The following is a 21,427-nucleotide window of genomic DNA, read 5'->3' as shown; positions in this document are numbered from 1 at the left end:
TGCCTTGTTCTTGCGTTAAGGTAGCCGACCGCAATGGTCGCGTTACCTTCAAAGAATGAGAGCAGGATGCTTGCCACAATAAGAAACTACCCCCGCACCGTTAACCTGTTGCTGAGCGCCACGTTGCTGCTGACGCTGGCCAAGGCGATTACGTTTCCCTACTTGGTGATCTACCTCACCCATCATTTCACCCTCGACATCACGCAAGTTGGCCTGGTGATCGGCAGCTCGTTGATCGTCGGCTCGCTGCTCAGCGTGTATGGCGGTTTTCTGGTCGACCGCATCAACAGCTATCGGTTATTGCTCTGGATGAGCGTGCTGTTTGTACTGGGGTTTATTGGCACGCTGGTGGCGCAGAACATCTGGACGTTTTATAGCTGCCTGATCCTGATCAACCTTGCGTACGCGGTCATCGATATTGCGGTGAAGGCCGGCTTTGCGAGCCTGCTGCCGGAAGAGGCGCGCAGCGAAGTGTTTTCCATCAAGTACACCCTTACCAACATTGGCTACGCGGTCGGGCCGTTTTTCGGTGCGATGGTGGCGAAGATGGATATCAGCCTGCCGTTTATGTTATCGGCGCTGCTGGGGGCGGGGTTTTTCCTGCTGTATTGGCGCTGGGGCGATCGCACGTTAACCACAGTGGACGTGGCGCAAAAGCCGGTGTCGTTTCTTGCCGTTGGCCGTGTATTGCTGCAGGACCGTCGGCTGGTGTGCTTCACGATGGGCGGTGTGCTCAGTGCAGTCGTGTTCGGCCAGTTCACGGCCTACCTGTCGCAGTACCTGGTGATCACCACCACAGCGCAACACACTTACACCGTGATCAGCGCCGTGCTCACCACCAACGCGGTGATGGTGATCGCTTTGCAATATGTGATCGGCCGGCGCATATCACACCGTCATTTGAGCCAGTGGCTCATCTTCGGCTTGAGCATGTTCATGTTGGGGCTGATCGGCTTTGCGCTGTCCACCAGCGTGCTGTGGTGGGTGCTGGCAATGGCGGTGTTCACGGTGGGGGAGATTATCGTGTTCCCGGCCGAATACATGTTTATCGACCGGATTGCCCCGGACCATTTGAGGGGCATGTACTACGGCGCGCAGAACCTGTCCAACCTCGGCGCAGCCCTGGGGCCGGTGTTGTGTGGGCTGGTACTGGCCAACCTGCCGGCCCACATGATGTTCTACATGCTGGGGATGTTTATCGTGGCCGGCGGTGTGTTCTATTTCATTGGTTCGTCGTTGAAGGGAAGTCATTCAGCGTGAGCTTGCCCATGGTGTTGCTCTGCAGTTCGTAGCGCAGTTCTTCCACCATTTTTTCCACTTCTATCGGGGTCTGCAGCCGGTTGGTGCTGATCCCGGTAACCACCAGATCAACCCGGCCGGTATCGGCGTCGTAGACCTTGAGGGTCAAGGACGCATCCCGGCACAGGGTGAACTCGCAGGTCAGTGGCGACAGGCCTTCTTCGATGCAATTTCGCAGTTGGGCGAGGGTAAACATGCGTGTTCCTTCAGGGCATCCAGTTCGATGCCTTGAAGGTTATTGCTTACGCCGCCCCGCCATAAGTTGAATTCGCACTAGCTGCACTAGTGCATTTGCACTGTCAGGGCTTGTTTTTCAGGCGCAGTTCACTCGCGAACAGCCCGCGTTCGCGGGCCCAGACGATGGCCGCGCTGCGGCTGTGCACCCCCAATTTGGAGTACACCGTGGCCACGTGGTTGCGCACGGTGTTGGGCGCCAGTTTCAGGCGTGAGGCGATCTCTTTGTCGGCCAGTCCTTCACAGATCAAGCCCAGCACATCGCGCTCGCGGGCGGTGAGGTCGGTGAAGTTGACGTTAGGCAGGTTGGGGCTGTTGACGCTCTTGGCGTTAGCCAGCTTTTCGATCAGGGTCTGGCTGAACCAAGAGGCGTCCTGCATCACTTCCTCGATGGCCGCCACCAACTCCAGTTCCGAGCGCTTGCGTTCGGTGATGTTCATCAGCACCAGCAGGTAGCAGGGCACGTCCTGGATGATCACGGTGTCGGCGGAAACCACGCAGTCGATCACTTCGTTGCCCTTTTTGCGCACCTTGAGGTCCTGGCCATCCAGGTTGCCGGCTTTTTCCAGGGTAGTGAACAACTGTGTGCCTGCCTGGGGGCTGTCGATAAAGTCGATGTCTTCGATGGACTTACCGATCAGTTCTTCGCTGATATAGCCAGTGATGTTCATAAAGGCTTCGTTGACGTCCACCACCTGGCGGTTAGCGGCGTTACACACCAACGTGGGCACCGGCGTGAGGCGGAACGACTTGGCGAAACGTTCTTCACTTTGGCGCAGGGCCACTTCGGCCTTGCGTCGAGGCTCAAGGTCGGTGAACGAAAACAGCATGCAGTCTTCTTCGTTCATGTCCAGCGGCTGGCCGGCGACGATCACCAGTTTGCTGCCGCCTTCGGGCAGTTTCAGTTCGGCCTGCATCTGCGGGATGGTCGCGCCTTCGCCCAAGCGCTGGATGGCCAGGTCTTTGCGCTCGGCCTGCTCCAGCACATCCAGCTCATACACGGACTTGCCGATGACCTGGTCGCGGTTGTGGCCGGTCATCTCCAAAAAGCCCTGGTTGACCTTGATGTAGCGCAGATCACTCAAGCGGCAAATCACCGCGGGCGCGGGGTTGGCGTTGAAGGTTTTTTCGAAGCGTTGCTCGGCGCTGGCCCATTCGGTGGCGTCGCTGAGGATCAACACCAGTAACTCCGGCTCGCCGTGGGAGTCAGTGATCACAAGGCTGCGCAGGCGGTGGACCCAGGTTTTGTCCGGCTCGGCGATGGGCGTGACTTCCACCACCACGTCGCTGAATTCATCGCCTGCCGCCGCGCGGGCCAATGGGTAACTATCCGGCTGTACGGGATGGTTATTGCGATAACGCAGGGTAAAACGCTCGGCGTAGGCCTGGGCGTTCGCACCCAGTGCCTCCACGTCATCCACACCGTGCATGGTCAGCGCGGCTTCATTGGCCCACAGGATGGTCTGGTCGACTTCCGCGAGGATAATCCCATCGGAGAGCCCGGAGATAATCTGCTGCAGTTGGCGGCGGTTGGTTTCTTTGGCAAGTACATCCTGGGTCATGATTTCTCCGGTGTAGGGGCGCATGGACGTACGACATCCTGCCTTCACGATAGTGCAAAGAAACTGAGTACGGGGGAGTGCGAATGCACCAGGCGCACTGGTGCATTTGGGCCATGACTGAACGTATGTCGTTTCGCCAGACTCCATCCATCAAGGCATTTCGCCTTGCCTCAACAACATGTGAAGGACCTCTGTATGACCACTGTCTATGAAACCAATCGCTCGTTGTTTCGTGTGTCCTGGAGCTCGGTGCTCGCCGGTAGTGCAATTGCCCTGGTGACCTACCTGGTCCTCAGTGTGTTGGGCACTGCCATCGGTGCCAGTGCGGTTAACCCGATGCAAGCCGGTAACCCGCTGAGCGGTTTCGGCACGGGGGCCGGGATCTGGCTGTTTGTCTCCACATTACTTGCCATCGGTGTGGGTGCCTTCGTCGCCGGCCGCACGGCCCCGGATCGTGGCGGCCTGCACGGCGTGCTGACCTGGACCGTCACCACCTTGCTTACCACCTGGCTGTTGGCAGGCTTGGCCGCCAGTGTGGTTGGCACCGCCGGTAACGTGGTTGGGAAAGGCTTGTCTGCTGCCGGTAGCGGGATTGCCGCCGCCGCGCCTGGCATCAGCGATAGCGTCAAGCAGCAACTGAACGAGCAGGGCATCCAACTGGACTGGAAAAGCCTGCAAGGCGAACTGGACACCTTGCTCAAGCAAAGCGGCAAGCCTGAGCTGGACCCGGCCAATGTTGGGCAGAAAACCGACCAGGCTGCCGCCGATGGCAAGCAGACAGCGACTACCGCAGCGACCGATCCTGCCCAGGCCGGCGATGCGCTGAAGCAGTGGTTTGAGCGCGTCAAAGCCTCCGGTGAGCCAGCGCTTAACGCGGCTGACAAAGAAGCCTTGGTCAATATCGTTGCTGCCCGTACCGGCAAGAGCAAGGAAGAAGCCACACAGATCGTCGACAACTATGCCCAGGCTTATCAGCAAGCCATGCAGAAGGTTGACGAGCTGAAACAGCAGGCTGAACAGAAGGCCCGTGAAGCAGGTGAAGTCGCAGCCAAGCAATTGTCCCGCGCGGCCTGGAGTACGCTGGCGATGCTGTTGCTGGGTGCGGCGTTGAGCTTCTTTGTAGGGCGCATGGCATTGACTAACCGTCGCGTGCCGTTGGCTTAAGGCCGGCGATAAGGTGGCAGGGACGCCGCTTTACGGGTTAAAGCTACGCTCGACCTGATGGTGATGCGCGTAAACGGGCGACCTTGTTACGCGCATCACGCAAAGGTGACATTAGAGCGCAAGCAAAGGCGTCTAACTGATACTTCTCTCTTGTGCAGGCGCGTTCGCAGACGTATGCGGAGCACTATGCGAGGTGCAAGGATGCTTGGGGCGAGGTTCTGGAGTCGATTTTGTCAGTGGCTTTACAGGGTTGCTGTTATCCCTATGGCAAGCGGGTACGCTCACTCGCCACAGGGTATTGCTTGAAGCGTACTTGCTTAATGCGGCCGCATGCACTTCGGCAACCGATCGACCCCCACGTCCGTCAAGTTCCCAACCATCCTACTACCGGCACAATCATCAACGTACTCAATGCCATCGACATCACATTGCCGATGTACGGATGAAAGTGAGCAGGCAACTTAGATGCGATGGCACAGGCCAATGGTGGTGCGATCAGTGCGCCGAGCATTGCACTAGAGCCAATCACCATCCAACTGCCACCATGGGTAAGTACGGCTGCGGGTACCACAGATACCAACGGAACATAGGTTGGATACCAACCCCGCTTGATCCATTGGCGTCGCCAGATCACGACCCCGATGGCAGAAGTCAGTGCCTGCGCACCTAGCAAGTGTAGAAGCAAGCCTGAACCATAGGCCGGACTCATGGGGTTGAGTGCATAGGCGAGCAATACCCCGGCTAACAGCCCGAGGCTGGCTAGCTCATTCCCGAAAAACGGCGCTTCGGAAAAGTCCGCCAACACTCGGCGCAGGCTCCAGATTACGCCATACGATTGCGGTGGAGTGGGTGATGGCCTGATGGGGGCGATGTAGTCTGAACGCACCAACGAGGGCACTCGGCGACACAGTGCAAACGCGATAACGCTTCCAGACGCCATTCCAAGCACATTACCGATAACTGCCGGCAATCCCAATGGAATGCACACGAAATTGACGATCAGTAGGCACGCCGGTGTAACCAGCAACGCGCCCAGCACCGCACCATTGAGTGCGACTTTCCAACCCCCGCCAAACATCAACACCATCGCGGCTGGCAACGAAACAAACGCCGCAAATGTTGGCTGCCAGGTTTCGACGGTGACGCTCCAACCCCACAGCACGTTGCTTAGCAGCAACCCGATCAAAGAACTTGTTATCAGCCAAGGCCATAATCCGCTGCCATAGCAAATGGAAAAACCCTGCCAGGCTTTTTCGCGTTTGCTCGCCCACCATGCCAGGTAAGCGCCGCTCAACAGGCCAAGTGATGCAAGTTCATGTTTATAGAAGGCAACCTCGCTGATATCTCCCACTACCCACCGCAACCAGGCGGCCGGATGGGGGAAGCCTGTAATCATCTCGCTGTATCCCGGCCAGGAGCCTCGATGGCTGAATACGACCCACAGCACCAGCGAGCTGACGATCAAGCCTACGATGAGAACCGTAGTATCGGCTCTTGAGCCAGTTAAGGTTTTTTTGGCAAATAAGGTTTCCATGGCATGCCCTCTTTTCAGCGAGGCAGGGCAGAGTGTTTGGAATATCCGAGCATCTGATCGTAAAGATCATGGCGTCGGTCTCTTTGCAGATCGTTGAGACTGTTCCAGATCGGTGCGCTGCGGGCGCTGGTGATGTCGATATCGGCGAACAAAATCTCCTGACGATTTGCCGATGCTACTGCGCCGATCGGCCAGCCATTGGTTCCTGCGATCAGCGAGCATCCAAGGTAGCGCGCATCCCGCTCCTCACCGATGCGGCTGGCGGCAGCGATAAACACGTTGTTCACATGGGCTGCTGTCATCGTCAAATACGACGCCATGCACTTTCCGGCGTCATCGAAAAGAGGTGGTGGCGTCCACACCCAGTTGTTCAGACTGCAAATGATATCGGCACCTTGCTGACTGAGAATGCGCGGTACCTCAGGGAACCAGATGTCCCAGCAAATCAGCAGGCCGATGCGACCAATCGGCGTTTCGAATACCGGAAATCCTGTATCTCCAGGGGTGAACCAGAGTTTTTCCAGGTTCCACAAATGGGCCTTGCGGTACTTGCCTATAAACCCACCGGGACCTATCAATACCGCGGTGTTGAACAGCTGCATCCCGTCGATCTCGCTAAGACCGGCCACCAGATACACGTTGTGCTGACGGGCAAAATCTATCCACTCCCGCATGCTCTGCCCGCTGGGTACCGTCTCCGCATGATCAAAGGCGTCTTGGCGACTGCTGAAGAAGTACCCGCAGTTGGAAAGCTCGGGCAGTACGATCAGATTGGCACCGCCGTTTGCTGCTTCGGTGGCCAGCACGAGGCTCTGGCGTAAGTTTTCACTTCGATTGCGCACGCCCACCTGAGGATCGAACTGAATGACGGCGACGCGGGCAGGGCTTGTTGGTTCGCTCATGGGTTGACCTCTTATTTTTATGCAACCAAAGCTGGTTGGATGTTTATAAAAGGCGATGAGATGTTTGGAGAAAAGTCGGATGGTTCCTGCTGCGTTGTAGTTAAGTTCTCTAACTCTGATTTAGCGGTCTGTGCTGAAACCACACTCCGAGGAATAAGTCCTTGAAGGGAGAACGGTTGTAGCCAAGCAACTGATCCGCACGACGCGGAGTACGTTGGCGCAAAGGCTTTTTGTGGAGAGGGAGCAAACTCCCTCTCCACGGAGGCCGATTGTGCCTTTAGCGCGGCTGCATACACTCCAGTGACCGATCCACCATCACACTGGCCATGTCCGCCAGGTGCATGGCGGAAAGCATCAGCGTGTATGAGTACCGTCCAGTTGATCACCAGCCTTCTGTGCTGCAACGGTGGCGCAACACAGCACATTGCTGGCGTGGGTCAGGGCGTTTTCGAAGCTGAGGTCTGGGGTGGTAGTGAAAAATTGCAGTTCTGGGGCGGGCGGGGACGATTTGGTCCATGGGTTTAACCCCTGATCTAAATGGTTCCCACGCAGAACATGCGGGCGTTCAGTGGTTCTCTTGCACTTGCCAATCCCACCCAATTCTGGGAAAAACCCACCCTCTACGCCTTCAACGAGAACCCCCATGAGCAACAACGAACTCCAGATCACCGACACCCGCCCTGGCACCGGCAAAGCCGTCGTCAAGGGCGCGCTGATCACCACTCAATACACAGGCACCTTGGAAGATGGCACGGTGTTCGATTCGTCTTGGGAGCGGGGCAAGCCGTTCCAGTGTGTGATCGGTACCGGTCGTGTCATCAAAGGTTGGGACCAGGGCTTGATGGGCATGCAGGTGGGTGGTGTGCGTACGTTGTACGTGCCGGCGCATCTGGCTTATGGCGAGCGCTCCATGGGCGCGCATATCAAGCCCAACAGCAATCTGCGCTTTGAGATCGAGTTGTTGGAAGTACTGACGCGGGATGAATGAGAAGAGTCGAGCGATATGGATATCAACTGCACCATCAAGGACGTTTATATAGTTGAACTGGGTGCCGGCGATGAGGCCGAGCTCCAGCGTTTTTTTGAACGGGCGCCGGATTACTTCATGGCGGTTAACGGCGAGCCTGCCACGCCAACCGAAGCGCACGAAGCGTTGCAGAACCAGCTTCCGCCGGGCTGGCGTTGCAGCTGGATCTACTGGTTGGGTTATCGCGGTGCGGACGGGCAACTGGTCGCCGTAGTGAATATTGCGGCCGATTTGCTCGCAGATGGCGTATGGCATATCGGTCTGCTGCTGGTGGATGCCCGTTTTCATGGCACTGGACTGGCGCAGCAGGTGCATGCGGATCTTCAAGCCTGGGCGATCGAAAATGGCGCTCGGTGGCTGCGGCTGACAGTGGTTGTTGGCAATACCAAGGCCGAGCGTTTCTGGCCGAAGCTCGGCTATGTCGAGGTGCGCACCCGCGAGGGAATCAGGATGGGCCGCCAGGTGAACCATGTGTCGATCCAGGTCAAGGTTCTGGCCGAAGGGCAGCTTGATGAGTATCTGGCATTGGTTGCTCAGGATCGCGCCCTCCCACATTTTGATCCTCAGTGAGCTCAGGAAAACGCCTACCTGAACCCATCCTGAAGAATCTTCTTATTCATCATGCGGAAACTTTCCTACGGTTTACTCTCCTGAAGTCGGGGCGTAAGCTTCGCGCGTTTTCATCAATAGCGGAGACCCTCAGTGGGTACTTGTTCGAGTGACAGTAGTCGGCCGGTTTCGGTAACCGGCATAGGCTTGGCAAGGTAACGCGCATTTATCCGATGCCGTTGTCTCGCCATCAAAGCGAGAAGCGGCATCCCGACAGCGGCAAGTTCTGGTGCTGTCTCGATCCTCTTTCATCGACGCTGACCAGCACCTGAGTGACCTCAGGTTGCTACGGACGCGCCTGCCTTTTGCGGCGGGCGGGCTAAGCTGACTGCGCCTGTCTGACAGGCGTGGTGCGCAGCGGCAGTACCTGCACGACGGTTTTTCCTCGCGCAGGAGTAACACCATGAACCTCACTCTGTTGAAAGAGTTCTTCGCCGGCTTCCTGCGGACCCGGCACATCGCCCGGCACTTCCGTCGCCTGGCCATGCTCGAAACCGTCACCGACGCCAGCGTCAGCCGCGAAGTGCCGCCGACCCTGGCGCAAACCCTGGTGGCCGCGGCCAACAGCAGCACCGCGCAATTGCTCGGCACGTTGGGCAGCCATGCCGAGGGCTTGAACACCCAGGAAGCCGATGCCCTGCGTGTGCAACACGGCCTCAATGAAGTCGAGCACGAGCAGCCGCTGCCGTGGTGGGTGCATCTGTGGCACTGCTACAAAAACCCCTTCAACCTGTTGCTGACCTTGCTGGCGGTGATCTCCTGGCTGACCGAAGACATGAAGGCCGCCACGGTGATTTTCTCCATGGTGGTGCTCTCGACGCTGCTGCGTTTCTGGCAGGAGGCCAAGTCGAATAAGGCCGCCGATGCCTTGAAAGCCATGGTCAGCAACACCGCCACGGTGCTGCGTCGTGATGAGGCCAAGCGCGTCGAGTTGCCGATCAAGCAGTTGGTGCCCGGCGACCTGATCGTGCTGTCGGCCGGCGACATGATTCCCGCCGATTGCCGCGTGCTCAGTGCCAAGGACCTGTTTGTGAGCCAGGCGGCGATGACCGGTGAGTCGATGCCGGTGGAGAAGTTCGCCCAGCATCAGGACGCCAATACCCGCAATCCTCTGGATCTGGACAACATCCTGTTCATGGGCACCAACGTGGTGTCCGGTGCGGCGACGGCGGTGATCCTGACCACCGGCAACAACACCTACTTCGGTGCCCTGGCCCAGCGCGTGACCGCCACTGATCGCGCTACCACCTCGTTCCAGCATGGGGTGAACAAAGTCAGTTGGTTGCTGATCCGCTTTATGTTTGTGATGGCGCCGTTGGTGCTGTTTATCAACGGCTTCACGAAGGGCGACTGGACCGAGGCGCTGCTGTTCGCGCTGTCGATTGCCGTGGGGCTGACCCCGGAAATGCTGCCGATGATCGTCACGTCCACCCTGGCCAAGGGCGCGGTGTTTTTGTCGCGCAAGAAGGTCATCGTCAAGCGCCTGGACGCGATCCAGAACTTCGGCGCGATGGACGTGCTGTGCACCGACAAGACCGGCACCCTGACCCAGGACAAGATTTTCCTGGCGCGCCATGTGGATGTGTGGGGTGAAGAATCCGACGACGTATTGGAAATGGCCTACCTCAACAGCTACTACCAGACTGGCCTGAAGAACCTGCTGGACGTGGCGGTGCTGGAACATGTGGAGGTGCATCGCGAGCTTAAAGTCGGCACCGCCTTCCATAAGGTCGACGAGATCCCATTCGACTTCAACCGCCGCCGTATGTCGGTGGTCGTCGCCGAGCAAGGCTTGCCGCACCTGCTGATCTGCAAGGGCGCCGTGGAGGAGATCCTCTCGGTGTGCAACAGCGTGCGCCACGGCGACACCAACGAAGCACTCACCGATGAGCTGTTGGCGCGCATTCGCCAAGTGACCGCAGCGTTCAATGAAGAAGGCCTGCGTGTGGTGGCCGTGGCCGCGCAACCGATGGAACCTGGGCGCGACACCTACAGCTTGGCAGATGAGAACAACCTGACATTGATCGGCTATGTGGCCTTCCTCGACCCGCCCAAGGAAAGCACCGCGCCTGCGCTGAAAGCCCTGAAAGCCCACGGTGTTGCGGTCAAAGTACTGACCGGTGATAACGAACTGGTCACTGCAAAAATCTGCCGCGAAGTGGGATTGGAGCAACAAGGTCTGTTGATGGGCAACGACATCGAAGACATGACCGATGCTGAGTTGTCCAGGGCCGTGGAAACCACCAATGTGTTCGCCAAGCTGACGCCCAGCCATAAGGAGCGCATCGTGCGCCTGCTCAAGGCCAACGGGCATGTGGTGGGTTTCATGGGCGACGGCATCAACGATGCACCGGCGCTGCGCACGGCGGACATCGGTATTTCGGTGGACAGCGCGGTGGACATCGCCAAGGAAGCGGCCGACATCATCCTGTTGGAAAAGAGCCTGATGGTCCTGGAGGAGGGCGTGCTGGAGGGCCGCCGCACTTTTGCCAACATGCTCAAGTACATCAAAATGACCGCCAGCTCCAACTTCGGCAACGTGTTCTCGGTGCTGGTGGCGAGTGCGTTTATCCCGTTTCTGCCGATGCTGCCGATGCACCTGCTCGTGCAAAACCTGCTGTATGACATTTCCCAGATTGCGATCCCGTTCGACCACGTCGATGACGAGATGCTGGCCAAGCCGCAACGCTGGCAGCCGGGGGATGTGGGGCGCTTCATGCTGTTTTTCGGGCCTATCAGTTCGATCTTTGACATCACCACGTTCGCACTCATGTGGTACGTGTTCGATGCCAACACACCAGACCATCAGACGCTGTTCCAGTCGGGCTGGTTTGTGGTGGGGCTGCTGACCCAGACGCTGATCGTGCACATGATTCGCACCCCGAAAATCCCGTTCCTGCAAAGCCGTGCGGCGATGCCGTTGATGGTGATGACGGGCGTGATCATGGCCGTGGGGATTTTCCTGCCAATGGGCCCGCTGGCGCACTACTTCAAATTACAGGCGCTGCCGTCGCTGTACTTTGTGTTTTTGCCGGTGATCCTGCTGGCGTACATGGCGCTGACCCAAGCGGTGAAGGGCTATTACATCCGTAAGTTTGGCTGGCAATGAATAGGGAAGCTCTCCTATGCAAGCAATCAACAACATCAACCTCAACTCCCTGATCGACACCCTGGTCAGCCTCACCGCCGCGTTTATCCTCGGTGGCCTGATCGGTTTCGAGCGCCAGTACCGGCAGCGCACGGCGGGCCTGCGCACCAATGTGCTGGTGGCGGTGGGGGCAGCGATTTTTGTCGACATGGCCAACCGACTCGGTGGGGCGGAAGGCGCGGTGCGAGTGGTTGCGTATGTGGTGTCGGGCATCGGCTTTCTTGGTGCCGGCGTGATCATGCGCGAAGAAGGCAATGTGCGTGGCCTCAATACCGCCGCCACGCTGTGGGCGTCGGCGGCCGTGGGGGCGTGTGCCGGTGCCGACCTGGTGCTCGAAGCGTTGCTGGGCACGCTGTTTGTGCTGGCGGCCAATACCTTGCTGCGGCCAATCGTCAATAACATCAACCGCCAGCCGCTGGATGTGGTGTCGGCGGAAGTCACCAACATCCTGTATGTGATTGCCCGACGTACCCAGCAAACCGCGGTATTGGCGTTGCTGGAATCCGAACTCGCGCGCTGTAACTACCCTGCCAGTGATGTCGACGTGCGTCCGTTCGGCACCGAGGAGGTGGAAATCGAAGCCACACTGGCGGTGACGTCGGTCGACGGTGACGAGTTGGACGCCCTGGTGGTGCGGATTTCCAGGTCGACCCTGGTGGTACAGGCCTTCTGGAGCCCGAGTACCACCGAGTAACGTTCGATGACTCAACCTTGCTGTGCCGAGGAAAAGTCCTACATTTAGTCGAGATTATCCCTTCATTGGAAAAAACAGTCGGTTGTTAAGGTTGCGCGCTTGCGCCTGCTCAGGAATCAAGGCGCGGCTTTACGTGTTTACTGTTTTTTTCAAAAGGAGGGGCCTTTACTGCCTGAGTTGTTGTAGGGAGTAATCAGCACCGTTTGTCGGAACTGTTACTTTTCACAGGTAGTTGGGTCTCGCGTGATATGTAAGCGTACTGATCTTCTCAGGGGAGTCTTATGAGCAACAAAGCTTTAATAGTGGATGACCACCCTTTTATACGCGCCACCGTCAAATATCTGCTGAAGCAGGAGGGCTTCGACAAAATCTACCAGGCGGGTAACGGCGCTGACGCCATGCAGATTGCTCGCGAAACCCGCCCTGATCTAATCATTCTTGACCTGGCGATGCCTAAGCTCGGTGGGTTGGAGGTGATCAGCCGGATCAAGGCGCTGGAGCTGCCTTGCAGGATCCTGGTGCTGACCTCTTATCTGGCGGTGTTCTTTTCGACTCGTTGCATGCGCGCTGGTGCGATGGGGTTTGTCGCCAAGACAGGTGAACTTGATGAGCTGCAGAAGGCGATCAGGGCGATCAGGTCTGGCTACAGTTGCTTCCCCAGCCTGCCCACCAGTTCGGTGCGTCGCGACGATTTGCAGTCCACTGAGCAGGAGTTGGTGGCGGCGCTGTCTGACCGCGAATTGACGGTGTTGCAAAAGCTGGCGCTGGGCCTGGGTAACAAGGAGATCGCCGAGGACATGCTGTTGAGCCATAAGACCATCAGTACCTACAAAACGCGGCTCAAGGAGAAGTTGCGCATGTCCTCGGTGGTTCATCTGTCCAAGTTTGCCCAGCGCAATCATCTGATCTGAAATGATTACCTCCCGGCTGGCGAAACACGCGGCCATCCTGCTGATGGGGCTGTTGCCTTGGGCGGCGATGGCCATCGAAGCACCCCGCGACCTGAGACTGCTGGGTCACTCCACTTTTGCAAACCCTTCTGTAGTGTTGGACGAGGCCGACTGGCGCTGGCTGCGCGAGCGGCGCACGCTGTCGATGGGCGTGTCGGCCCCTGATTTCGCCCCCTTTGACCTGAGCAGCAACAACGATGAATTGGAGGGCATCACCGCCGATTATGCGGCACTGGTCGCCCAGGCACTGAATGTCTCGATCGACGTGAAGCGGTACGACACCCGCGATGAGGTAATCGATGCCCTCAAGGCCGGCGAGGTAGATTTTGTCGGGTCGGCCAATGGCTATGAGGCGGCTGACTCGGAGTTGGTACTGTCCCGTTCTTACGCCAATGACCAACCTGCGCTGGTAACGCGCGCAGGGGAAAGCCAGGCGCTGAAAGCTGACCTTTCGGGTAAGCGCGTGGCGATGCTCTACCACTACATGCAGCCCGACGCCGTTCAGACGTTTTATCCCAATGCACAGTTGCTCTTATTTGCCTCGGCCTTCGAAGCCATAGGTGCTGTCGCGTTCGGCCAGGCCGATGTGTACCTGGGGGACGCTATCAGCACTCGTTATCTGATCAACAAGAACCACCTCAACAACGTGCGCATGGCGGATTTTTCCGCACTGGAGGTCAACCCTTTCGGGTTCGCATTCGCCAAGGACAATACACGCCTGTTGGGCATCATCAACGCTGCTTTGGCCGACGTTCCGGCCAGCCAGCAGCTGGAAATCCTACGTCGTTGGAGTGCCGGTGGCAGCGGGTTTCTGGAGGCGGATCAGCTGCGCTTAAGTGAAAGCGAGCAACGCTGGCTGGAGAAGAACCCCCGGGTGAAAATCGCGGTGCTCGACAAGTTTGTGCCGCTGTCTTTTTTCAACGGGCAGGGGCAATTCGAAGGGTTGAGCGCCGAAGTACTGTCGCGCATCAGTTTGCGCACAGGCTTGAAGTTCGATGTGGAGCGCGGCAGTTCGTTGCCCGCGCAAATTGATCAGGCCAGCGCCGGTCGTGTGGACATGCTGGCGGTCGTCACCCCGAGTGCCGAGCGGTCCGAAAAGATCCGTTTTACCCGACCTTACCTGTCCAACCCCTATGTGTTGGTGGTGCGTGCCGACGACGAGCAACTGGTGACCCTGGAAGATATGCCCGGCAAGCGCCTGGCAATCGTTAGCGGCGACAGCCTGGTCGCACAAATCGCCAAGGACTATCCCAATATCGGGTTTGTCGACGCGCAGAACCCTGAGCAGGCAATGGAATGGGTGGCCAATGGCAGCGTCGATGCGACGGCGGTTTCGCTGATCAGCGCGCGCTACATGATCGCGCGCCATTACCTTAAGCGTTTGCGTATCACCAGTACGGTCGGGAGGGAGCCTGCGCGGATTACGTTTGGAGTCAACCGCAGCGAACTGGAGTTGTACTCGATCCTCGACAAGGCATTGTTGAGCATTTCACCCGAAGAAATGGATGAGCTGACCAACCATTGGCGCAGCGAGATCATCATCGAAGACAACTACTGGATGCGTCACCGCAATATGATTATCCAAGGGTTCGGCTTAGCCGCGCTGCTGTTGCTGGTGACGCTGGGCTGGGTGTTCTACCTGCGTAATCTGATTCGCAAACGCGCCCAGGCCGAACGTGCTTTGAGCGACCAGATGCGTTTTATGAGTGTGCTGATTGATGGCACGCCGCACCCCATTTATGTGCGTGATCGCCTGGGTCGCTTGATGGCCTGCAATAACGCCTATCTCGATGTATTCGGGTTCAAGTTGGAAGACGTCATCGGTAAGACAGTGGTGGAAACCGATACAGGTAACCCGCCCCAGGCCCGTTCGTTTCATGCCGATTATTTGCGTTTGATGGAGTTGGGTGAGCCGCAGATCCATGACCGCGTGCTCAAGGTGCCGGGTGGTGGCGTTCTGACCATTTACCAGTGGATGCTCCCGTACCGCGATAGCAATGGCAGTGTCGTGGGCATGATTGCGGGCTGGGTGGATGTCAGCGAGCGCCAGCGCCTGTTGCGCCAGTTGCAGGAAGCGAAGGAGGAGGCTGACGCGGCCAATCGTGCCAAGACTACGTTCCTGGCGACCATGAGTCATGAAATCCGCACTCCCATGAACGCAGTGATCGGCATGATCGAGCTGGCGCTGAAGAATGCCGAACAGGGCAGGGCTGACCGGGATGCGCTGGAGGTCGCGTCGGTGGCGTCCCGGGGCATGCTGGAGTTGATCGGCGATATTCTCGACATTGCACGGATCGAATCCGGCCACCTTTCCCTTAGCCTGGAGCCAGCCAATCTGCACGAACTGTTGGCCTCCGTGGCGCGGGTGTTTGAGGGGTTGGCGAGGGACAAGGGCCTGTTGCTGCGAGTGGAACTTGACCCGTTGATAGATCGACCCGTGATCGTCGACCCGCTGCGCTTCAAGCAGGTGGTGTCCAATTTATTGGGCAATGCGATCAAGTTCACCGCCTCCGGTCAAGTGTCGTTGGGCGCCCAGGGCGTACCTGTGTTGGACAGTGACCAACTGAACGTGCGGTTGTGGGTGGAGGATTCGGGCATTGGCATCAGCGCCGAAGACCAGCAGCGCTTGTTCAACCCCTTTATCCAAGGCAGTAATAATGAGCAGCCAGGGCGAAGTGGGTCGGGTCTGGGGTTGGTGATCAGCCGTAACCTGTGCGAGATGATGGGCGGTCAACTGCATTTGAGCAGCGTGCTGGGCAAGGGCACGCGAGTGGACGTGACATTGGCGCTTGCGATGACCACCGCCGTGCCGGTCTCTGCACCGGTCCCGCATATACCGCCCGCCCGTGGGTTAAACATTCTGGTGGTGGATGATTACCCAGCCAACCGCTTGTTGCTGGCTCGACAACTGAGTTTTCTGGGGCATCGCATCACTTCGGCAGAGGACGGTGCCCAAGGATTTGCACTGTGGCAGGCCGGACATTTTGATGGCGTGATCACCGATTGCAATATGCCCTTCAAGGACGGTTACGCGTTGGCGCGTGACATTCGTGCACAAGAGCACCAGCTTGGGTTGACGCCGTGCCTGTTACTTGGGTTCACCGCCAACGCACTGCCGCAAGAGGCTGAACGCTGCAGGCAAGCAGGCATGGACGGTTGCCTGTTTAAACCTACCGGCCTTGAGGACTTGCGCTTGGCCTTGGCACCACGGACCGCCGGAGTCGCCACGGATAACGCCGGAGCAGCGTTTGATTTAAGCCCGCTGCTCACGCTGACGCAGGGCGATGACGATGCTCTCAGCGAACTGCTGACGCCTTTACTGGACAGCCTCGAAGAGGACCGTGCTTTGCTGTCGACGCTGAAAGGGCAAGGCGCTTTCGCCAAGCTTCACGACCTGGCTCATCGTGTCAAAGGAGGCGCGCGCTTGGTCAAGGCTGAGGTGCTGACCTCCTGCTGCGAGACCTTGGAGGGCGCATGTGAGCGGCGTGATAGGGGGGCGTTGGACGCTGCAGTTGAGTCCGTAGACGCGGCCATCGAACAGTTGCAGCACGGCCTGAGTCGTTATGGCAATCAGGCTTGACTGAGGAGGAGGGCCATTCGGTTGATTTGGGAGAACTCCTACGCGAAGCGGGAATATGCCTGATTTTGTCTTCGGGATATGTCTGGAAAATAGGCGGCGCTCACTGACGAGCGCTGCCTGCCCAGGTGTTTGCCATGCCGAACAAAGCACTGACCATCCTGATTGCTGATGAACAACACCTGCAACGGTTGTACATCGAAAAAATGCTCAATCAGTTGGGGTACCACCGGATCGTGCCGGTACAAACCTTCGAAGAAGTCCAGATACTCACGGCTATCCCAGCCGAACCCTTTGACGTGCTGATTATCAGCGCGGGTTTGATAACCCATGGCTGCGGGCCCCAGCCCCAGGTGCGCCATGTACTGGTCTACGATCACCTGGATTTGGGGGCACCCTGCGGCGCAACATCGGCGGTGGTGGTACGGCTTCCCGGTGTGCCGGACAACGTCAATCTCGAACATTTCATGGACATTATCGACCCACCCGAGGCCACGGTCGGCCTGCGGGTGTTGCCGTGGCTGCGCGAATTATCGCGCAAAGCGGTGGCCGGGGTTTAGTCCCACTTCGGCGCGATGCCCTTGGGGCTGGTCAAGCGGTGGCCACGTTCCAGCCCGGCAATCTGCGCCATATCGGCAGGGCTCAAGGTCAGCTGCATGGCCTTGAGGTTGCTTTCCAGATTGGCGTGTTTGGTTGACGAAGGGATGACCGCGTAACCCAACTGCATGGCCCAGGCCAGGGCGACTTGTGCCGGGGTGGCTTGGTGGTGCTTCGCGATCTGCTGGATCACGGGGTCTTTGAGCACTTCGCCGTAAGCCAGAGTCATGTACGAGGTGATCTGGATACCGTTGGCGGTGGCAAAATCCACGACGTGCTGGTTTTGCAGGTAGGGGTGCAGTTCGATTTGGTTGGTAGCGATGTGCTCGGCGCCCACGGCTGCGATGGCCTGCTTCATCAGGTCGATGGTGAAGTTGGAAATACCAATCTGGCGCGTCAGGCCCATGCGTTTGGCTTCCAGCAACTGCCCCATGAACTCGGCGACGGGCACTTGGTCTTCCGGCGATGGCCAGTGGATCAGGGTCAGGTCCAGGTAATCGGTCTTGAGCTTGCGCAGGCTTTCCTTGAGGCTTGGGATCAGTTGGCCTTCGGCGAAATTGGCGATCCAGATCTTGCTGGTGATAAACAGCTCATCCCTTGGGATGCCACTGTCGGCGATAGCTTGGCCGACATCTGCTTCGTTCTCGTAGATTTGCGCGGTGTCGATGGCGCGGTAGCCCAGTTCAAGGCCGGTGCTGACGGAGTCGATCACCACTTGGCCTTGCAGGCGAAAGGTGCCGAGGCCGAAGGCGGGGACTTTTTGCGTGAGGATAGACATCAGTAACTCCATTAGGGCTGTAGGCAATGGAGTCAAGTATCCCCTCGTCGTTCCTTCGCAAACACAGTCGAATCCGAAAAGGACTCTTGACTGAATGTCACGAATGGCAAGTGTGTGGGGGCTGGGGCATGAGGCGCTGTACCCACTGTAGCAGCGCCTTGAACGATCAATCTTAAGCGCGCAGGCGCTCGGCAGCCGCACGCAACAACTGCTCGGTGGCGGTCCAGCCCAGGCAGCCGTCTGTCACTGACACACCGTATTTCATCGAAGGGCTCAACGGCTGGCAGCCTTCGAACAAATGGCTTTCGAGCATCATGCCGATCAGCGAGGTGTCACCCTGCAAGCGTTGCTCCAGCACGTCATTGAAGACGGCCGGCTGACGCAGTGGATCCTTGCCGCTGTTAGCGTGGCTGCAATCGACCATGATCCGTGGCATGACCTTGGATTGGGTCAGGCCGTGCTTCACCTCAGCCACGCTCTGAGCATCGTAGTTCGGCCCACGGTGACCACCGCGCAGCACCAGGTGGGTATCGGGGTTACCTGAGGTCTGAATGATGGCCGGGTGGCCCTGGCTATCGACGCCGAAGTGACGGTGCGGATGGGACGCCGAACGCATGGCGTCACAGGCAATCGCGACGCCGCCGTCGGTGCCGTTCTTGAAGCCCACGGGCATGCCCAGGCCGCTGGCCATTTCGCGGTGGATCTGCGATTCCGTGGTGCGCGCGCCAATCGCCACCCAGCTGAGCAGGTCATCGAAGTAGCCGGCGGCCATGGGTTGCAGCAGTTCAGTGGCGACGGGCAGGCCCAGGCGTAGCATCTCGCGCATCAATTCGCGTGACAGGGTTAAACCGGCGGCCATGTCATCACTGCCATCCAGGCGAGGATCGTAGGCCAGGCCTTTCCAGCCGATCGTCGTGCGTGGTTTTTCGACGTAGGCGCGGATCACCAGCAACATCTGGTCACTGACCTCAAGGGCCAGTTTCTTCAGGTTGCGGGCGTATTCCATGGCCGATTCCGGGTCGTGGATCGAGCATGGGCCGACGATCACCAGCAAGCGGGAATCTTCGCCATTGAGGATGGCGCGCACGGCTTGGCGATGGGCGTGGATCTGTTCAGTGAGGAACGGGCTGAGGGGCAGTTGGTGCTTGAGCTCAAGGGAGCTGGGCAGACGCTGGGTCAGGGTTTCATTGGCGCAAGTCAGAGCGGCAACGGGTAGAGCGGCGACGGAGGAGTTCATATTCAAGGCTTCCTGGTCAAGCGGCGGGCTATTCCCGCGCGCTTGGCCTACTGGGGTGTTCGACAATTGGCCGTATCGGCTACGTGTGTTGGCTTGCCACCAATAGGTGACCGATCGGAGGCGGCAGGCTGTCCCGAGCGGAGCTTGCTAAATCGCCATGCAGTGCAAGTGTCGTAGCGGTAATAGGTGGCGTAGTTCATGTCGTGATTCCTTTAAGTGTTCTTGACCAAGTTGAAAAGTGTATGGAGGCCTGAAAAACAAAACCCCCGGTCGGGGAGCCGACCGGGGGTTAGATTTCTCTGGTAGGCGACCCCTTGAGTAGTGGGCGCCGATTTCAGGTATCAGGCGCGCCAGTGGCTAAACCAATACCCAAAATAAAAGCTGACCAGTGCGCTCGAACCGTTCACACGGGTAGCCGACACCGAGCGCTGGGCGCTGGCAGCAGGGCAAACCTGAGTGTGGGTGAGTTGCAACATGGTGTGTCTCCAAATGATGGTCGGAGCTTACTAGAGGCAAGCAGGGAGATTCAATCAGTAATTTCTATTGTATGGGGGTACTTACGGCTATGGGGTGAGTGCCGATATGCTGGTCACACTCACATACCGATTGCTTGGACGCGACCATGACTGCCTTCAGCCTTGCTGCTGCTCAATCCATTTCCATTGCGGGCGATGTGCCGGCCAACATCGAACGCCACCTGGCATTTATGCGTGCTGCAGCGGAGCAGGGGGTGCAATTGCTGGTGTTCCCCGAGTTGTCGTTGACGGGCTATGAGCCGTCGCTGGCCGCTGAACTGGCGATTGCGCCAGAGGATCGGGTGCTGGCGCCCTTGCGTGAAATGGCGCAGGAGCTGCGACTGACGGCGGTGGTGGGTATGCCGATCCGACTGGCGCCAGAGGCGGGTGTGTTGATCGGTGCTCTGGTGCTGGGCGCGGACGGCTCCCTGGCGGTCTATACCAAGCAACATCTGCATGACGGCGAAGAAGCCGCGTTTGTCCCAGGGCAGGGCGGTGCTGTTGTTGAATTTGGGGCTGACCGGATTTCACTGGCGGTGTGTGCAGACTTTTCCCACGCCAGTCATCCGCGTGCTGCGGCGCAAGCGGGCGCCACTGTCTATGCCGCCGGTGTGCTGATCAGTGAAGGCGGCTACGCAACTGACAGTGCGCTGCTCCAAGGCTACGCCGCTGAATATGGCTTGCTGGTGTTGATGGCGAATCATGGTGGGCCTTCGGGTGGCTGGGCCTGCGCGGGTCGCAGTGCGATCTGGGCCGCCGATGGCAGTTTGCTTGCTGTTGTGCCCGGGGTAGGGAATGCGCTGCTGATCGCGAGTCGCCACGCCGAGCGTTGGACCAGCCAAGTGATAGCTCTGTAAATGGCCTTTCACCTGCGCGCTGCGACCGACCAGGATCTGTCCTTTGCACGAACGCTGACCCAACAAGCCATGGCCCGCTATTACGTTCAGTACGGGTTGTGGTGGTCCAACGATGGCTTCGACACCGCGTGGGCAGGTCGGGAAAACTGGCTGATTTGCCGGGACGACACCGTTTTGGGGTTTATCAGTCTGAGCCGTGATAGCCGGGCGCTCTACATTCGGGAGTTGCATCTGCTCGAAGACTGTCGCGGGATCGGCGCCGGGAGTTGGGTATTGGCGCAGATGACGCTCAAGGCGCAGGTGCTGGGCCTGTTGCGCCTGACCGTGTTCAAGACGAATCCGGCCAAAAAACTCTATCTGCGTATGGGATTCAATATCGTGGGAGAAGAAGACTACTTCTTGCGTATGGAGCGTGTTTGCAGCTAAACCATGCGTTCAATCCTAATAAGCGCATACTGGCTTCAGGAGTTGACTTCCTGATCGGCGTTTTGGCCATCAGCCTCAGAAAGGATAATCCCTTCTTTCATACCCAAAAGGACCGCTACCTTGTGGGCCTCCCCACGCCGTCCCTTTTTGCGCCCAGCGAGCACTTGATAGGTGGTTGCCGGATCGACGCCATGTTCTCGAGCGAACGCTTGAACTGACTTGCCTTGGTGTTCCAGCCAGGCCCTGGCTTGTGCTGCGGTACGGATTCCGGGCATAGTTCAAAACCGTTCAAGTTTGTTTAAATAAGGGATGAGAGT

General features: G+C 58.4%; 19 protein-coding genes. 11 read left to right on the top strand and 8 right to left on the bottom strand.

The window, feature by feature from the left end:
• Nucleotides 1-66: 66 nt before the first annotated feature.
• Complete coding sequence (locus AB4N82_RS00230) at nt 67-1,260, top strand: MFS transporter (RefSeq protein ID WP_122764994.1); 1,194 nt, start codon at nt 67-69, stop codon at nt 1,258-1,260.
• Here the strand turns inward: AB4N82_RS00230 and AB4N82_RS00225 are convergent.
• Both AB4N82_RS00225 and AB4N82_RS00220 read right to left on the bottom strand, forming a co-directional pair.
• On the bottom strand, nt 1,223-1,495 hold the full coding sequence (locus AB4N82_RS00225; RefSeq protein ID WP_095186519.1) for a DUF1652 domain-containing protein: 273 nt from the start codon (nt 1,493-1,495) through the stop codon (nt 1,223-1,225). The genes AB4N82_RS00230 and AB4N82_RS00225 overlap by 38 nt on opposite strands.
• A gap of 103 nt (nt 1,496-1,598) precedes the next feature.
• Nucleotides 1,599-3,095 carry a PAS domain S-box protein gene (locus tag AB4N82_RS00220; RefSeq protein ID WP_095186527.1) on the bottom strand — a complete coding sequence of 499 codons (1,497 nt, stop codon included), beginning with the start codon at nt 3,093-3,095 and terminating at the stop codon, nt 1,599-1,601.
• 195 nt (nt 3,096-3,290) lie between these two features.
• On the opposite strand from AB4N82_RS00220, the gene AB4N82_RS00215 reads away from it, so the two are divergent.
• Nucleotides 3,291-4,259: a hypothetical protein gene (locus AB4N82_RS00215; protein ID WP_122764993.1), complete on the top strand. Its 969-nt coding sequence runs from the start codon at nt 3,291-3,293 to the stop codon at nt 4,257-4,259.
• Nucleotides 4,260-4,623: 364 nt separating this feature from the next.
• Here AB4N82_RS00215 and AB4N82_RS00210 read toward each other — a convergent pair whose 3' ends face one another.
• Nucleotides 4,624-5,793 (bottom strand): hypothetical protein, encoded by a 1,170-nt coding sequence (locus tag AB4N82_RS00210; protein WP_206073153.1) that lies wholly within the window; start codon nt 5,791-5,793, stop codon nt 4,624-4,626.
• A 14-nt stretch (nt 5,794-5,807) separates the two neighbouring features.
• Complete coding sequence (locus tag AB4N82_RS00205; RefSeq protein WP_099603168.1) at nt 5,808-6,695, bottom strand: nitrilase family protein; 888 nt, start codon at nt 6,693-6,695, stop codon at nt 5,808-5,810.
• Nucleotides 6,696-7,338: 643 nt separating this feature from the next.
• Here AB4N82_RS00205 and AB4N82_RS00200 point away from each other — a divergent pair.
• From AB4N82_RS00200 to AB4N82_RS00170, 7 genes are all read left to right on the top strand, one after another.
• Entirely contained in the window at nt 7,339-7,683 is a 345-nt protein-coding gene (locus tag AB4N82_RS00200) for an FKBP-type peptidyl-prolyl cis-trans isomerase (protein ID WP_095186520.1), read from the top strand.
• Nucleotides 7,684-7,698: 15 nt separating this feature from the next.
• Entirely contained in the window at nt 7,699-8,292 is a 594-nt protein-coding gene (locus AB4N82_RS00195) for a GNAT family N-acetyltransferase (protein WP_122764992.1), read from the top strand.
• A gap of 442 nt (nt 8,293-8,734) precedes the next feature.
• Nucleotides 8,735-11,440: a magnesium-translocating P-type ATPase gene (gene mgtA / locus AB4N82_RS00190; RefSeq protein WP_460104102.1), complete on the top strand. Its 2,706-nt coding sequence runs from the start codon at nt 8,735-8,737 to the stop codon at nt 11,438-11,440.
• Nucleotides 11,441-11,456: 16 nt separating this feature from the next.
• Nucleotides 11,457-12,173, top strand: a complete 717-nt coding sequence (locus tag AB4N82_RS00185; RefSeq protein ID WP_032886625.1) for an MgtC/SapB family protein — start codon at nt 11,457-11,459, stop codon at nt 12,171-12,173.
• Nucleotides 12,174-12,454: 281 nt separating this feature from the next.
• Entirely contained in the window at nt 12,455-13,084 is a 630-nt protein-coding gene (locus AB4N82_RS00180) for a response regulator transcription factor (protein ID WP_032886624.1), read from the top strand.
• Nucleotide 13,085: 1 nt separating this feature from the next.
• A complete protein-coding gene (locus AB4N82_RS00175; protein ID WP_122764989.1) occupies nt 13,086-16,703 on the top strand; it encodes a transporter substrate-binding domain-containing protein in 3,618 nt (1,205 codons plus the stop codon).
• Nucleotides 16,704-16,837: 134 nt separating this feature from the next.
• Nucleotides 16,838-17,260 carry an ANTAR domain-containing protein gene (locus AB4N82_RS00170; RefSeq protein WP_122764988.1) on the top strand — a complete coding sequence of 141 codons (423 nt, stop codon included), beginning with the start codon at nt 16,838-16,840 and terminating at the stop codon, nt 17,258-17,260.
• Here AB4N82_RS00170 and dkgB read toward each other — a convergent pair.
• The 3 genes from dkgB to AB4N82_RS00155 form a co-directional block, all read right to left on the bottom strand.
• Nucleotides 17,257-18,075, bottom strand: coding sequence for a 2,5-didehydrogluconate reductase DkgB (gene dkgB / locus AB4N82_RS00165; protein WP_095186523.1), 819 nt, complete (start codon nt 18,073-18,075; stop codon nt 17,257-17,259). The genes AB4N82_RS00170 and dkgB overlap by 4 nt on opposite strands.
• Nucleotides 18,076-18,247: 172 nt before the next feature.
• Complete coding sequence (locus AB4N82_RS00160; protein ID WP_032886619.1) at nt 18,248-19,312, bottom strand: 3-deoxy-7-phosphoheptulonate synthase; 1,065 nt, start codon at nt 19,310-19,312, stop codon at nt 18,248-18,250.
• Nucleotides 19,313-19,653: 341 nt separating this feature from the next.
• The gene (locus tag AB4N82_RS00155) at nt 19,654-19,788 is read right to left on the bottom strand and encodes a hypothetical protein (RefSeq protein ID WP_256585361.1); all 135 of its coding nucleotides are present in this window, start codon (nt 19,786-19,788) and stop codon (nt 19,654-19,656) included.
• 146 nt (nt 19,789-19,934) lie between these two features.
• On the opposite strand from AB4N82_RS00155, the gene AB4N82_RS00150 reads away from it, so the two are divergent.
• Nucleotides 19,935-20,684 carry a carbon-nitrogen hydrolase family protein gene (locus tag AB4N82_RS00150; protein ID WP_122681483.1) on the top strand — a complete coding sequence of 250 codons (750 nt, stop codon included), beginning with the start codon at nt 19,935-19,937 and terminating at the stop codon, nt 20,682-20,684.
• Nucleotides 20,685-21,110 (top strand): GNAT family N-acetyltransferase, encoded by a 426-nt coding sequence (locus tag AB4N82_RS00145; protein ID WP_095186524.1) that lies wholly within the window; start codon nt 20,685-20,687, stop codon nt 21,108-21,110. It begins immediately after the preceding gene.
• A gap of 35 nt (nt 21,111-21,145) precedes the next feature.
• Here AB4N82_RS00145 and AB4N82_RS00140 read toward each other — a convergent pair whose 3' ends face one another.
• Nucleotides 21,146-21,385: a DNA-binding protein gene (locus AB4N82_RS00140; protein WP_122764987.1), complete on the bottom strand. Its 240-nt coding sequence runs from the start codon at nt 21,383-21,385 to the stop codon at nt 21,146-21,148.
• Nucleotides 21,386-21,427 lie beyond the last annotated feature (42 nt).

This window comes from Pseudomonas sp. H1_D04 (genome assembly GCF_054683855.1).
Note: the sequence above shows the minus strand (reverse complement) of the source record. Positions and strands in the feature narration are given on the sequence as shown.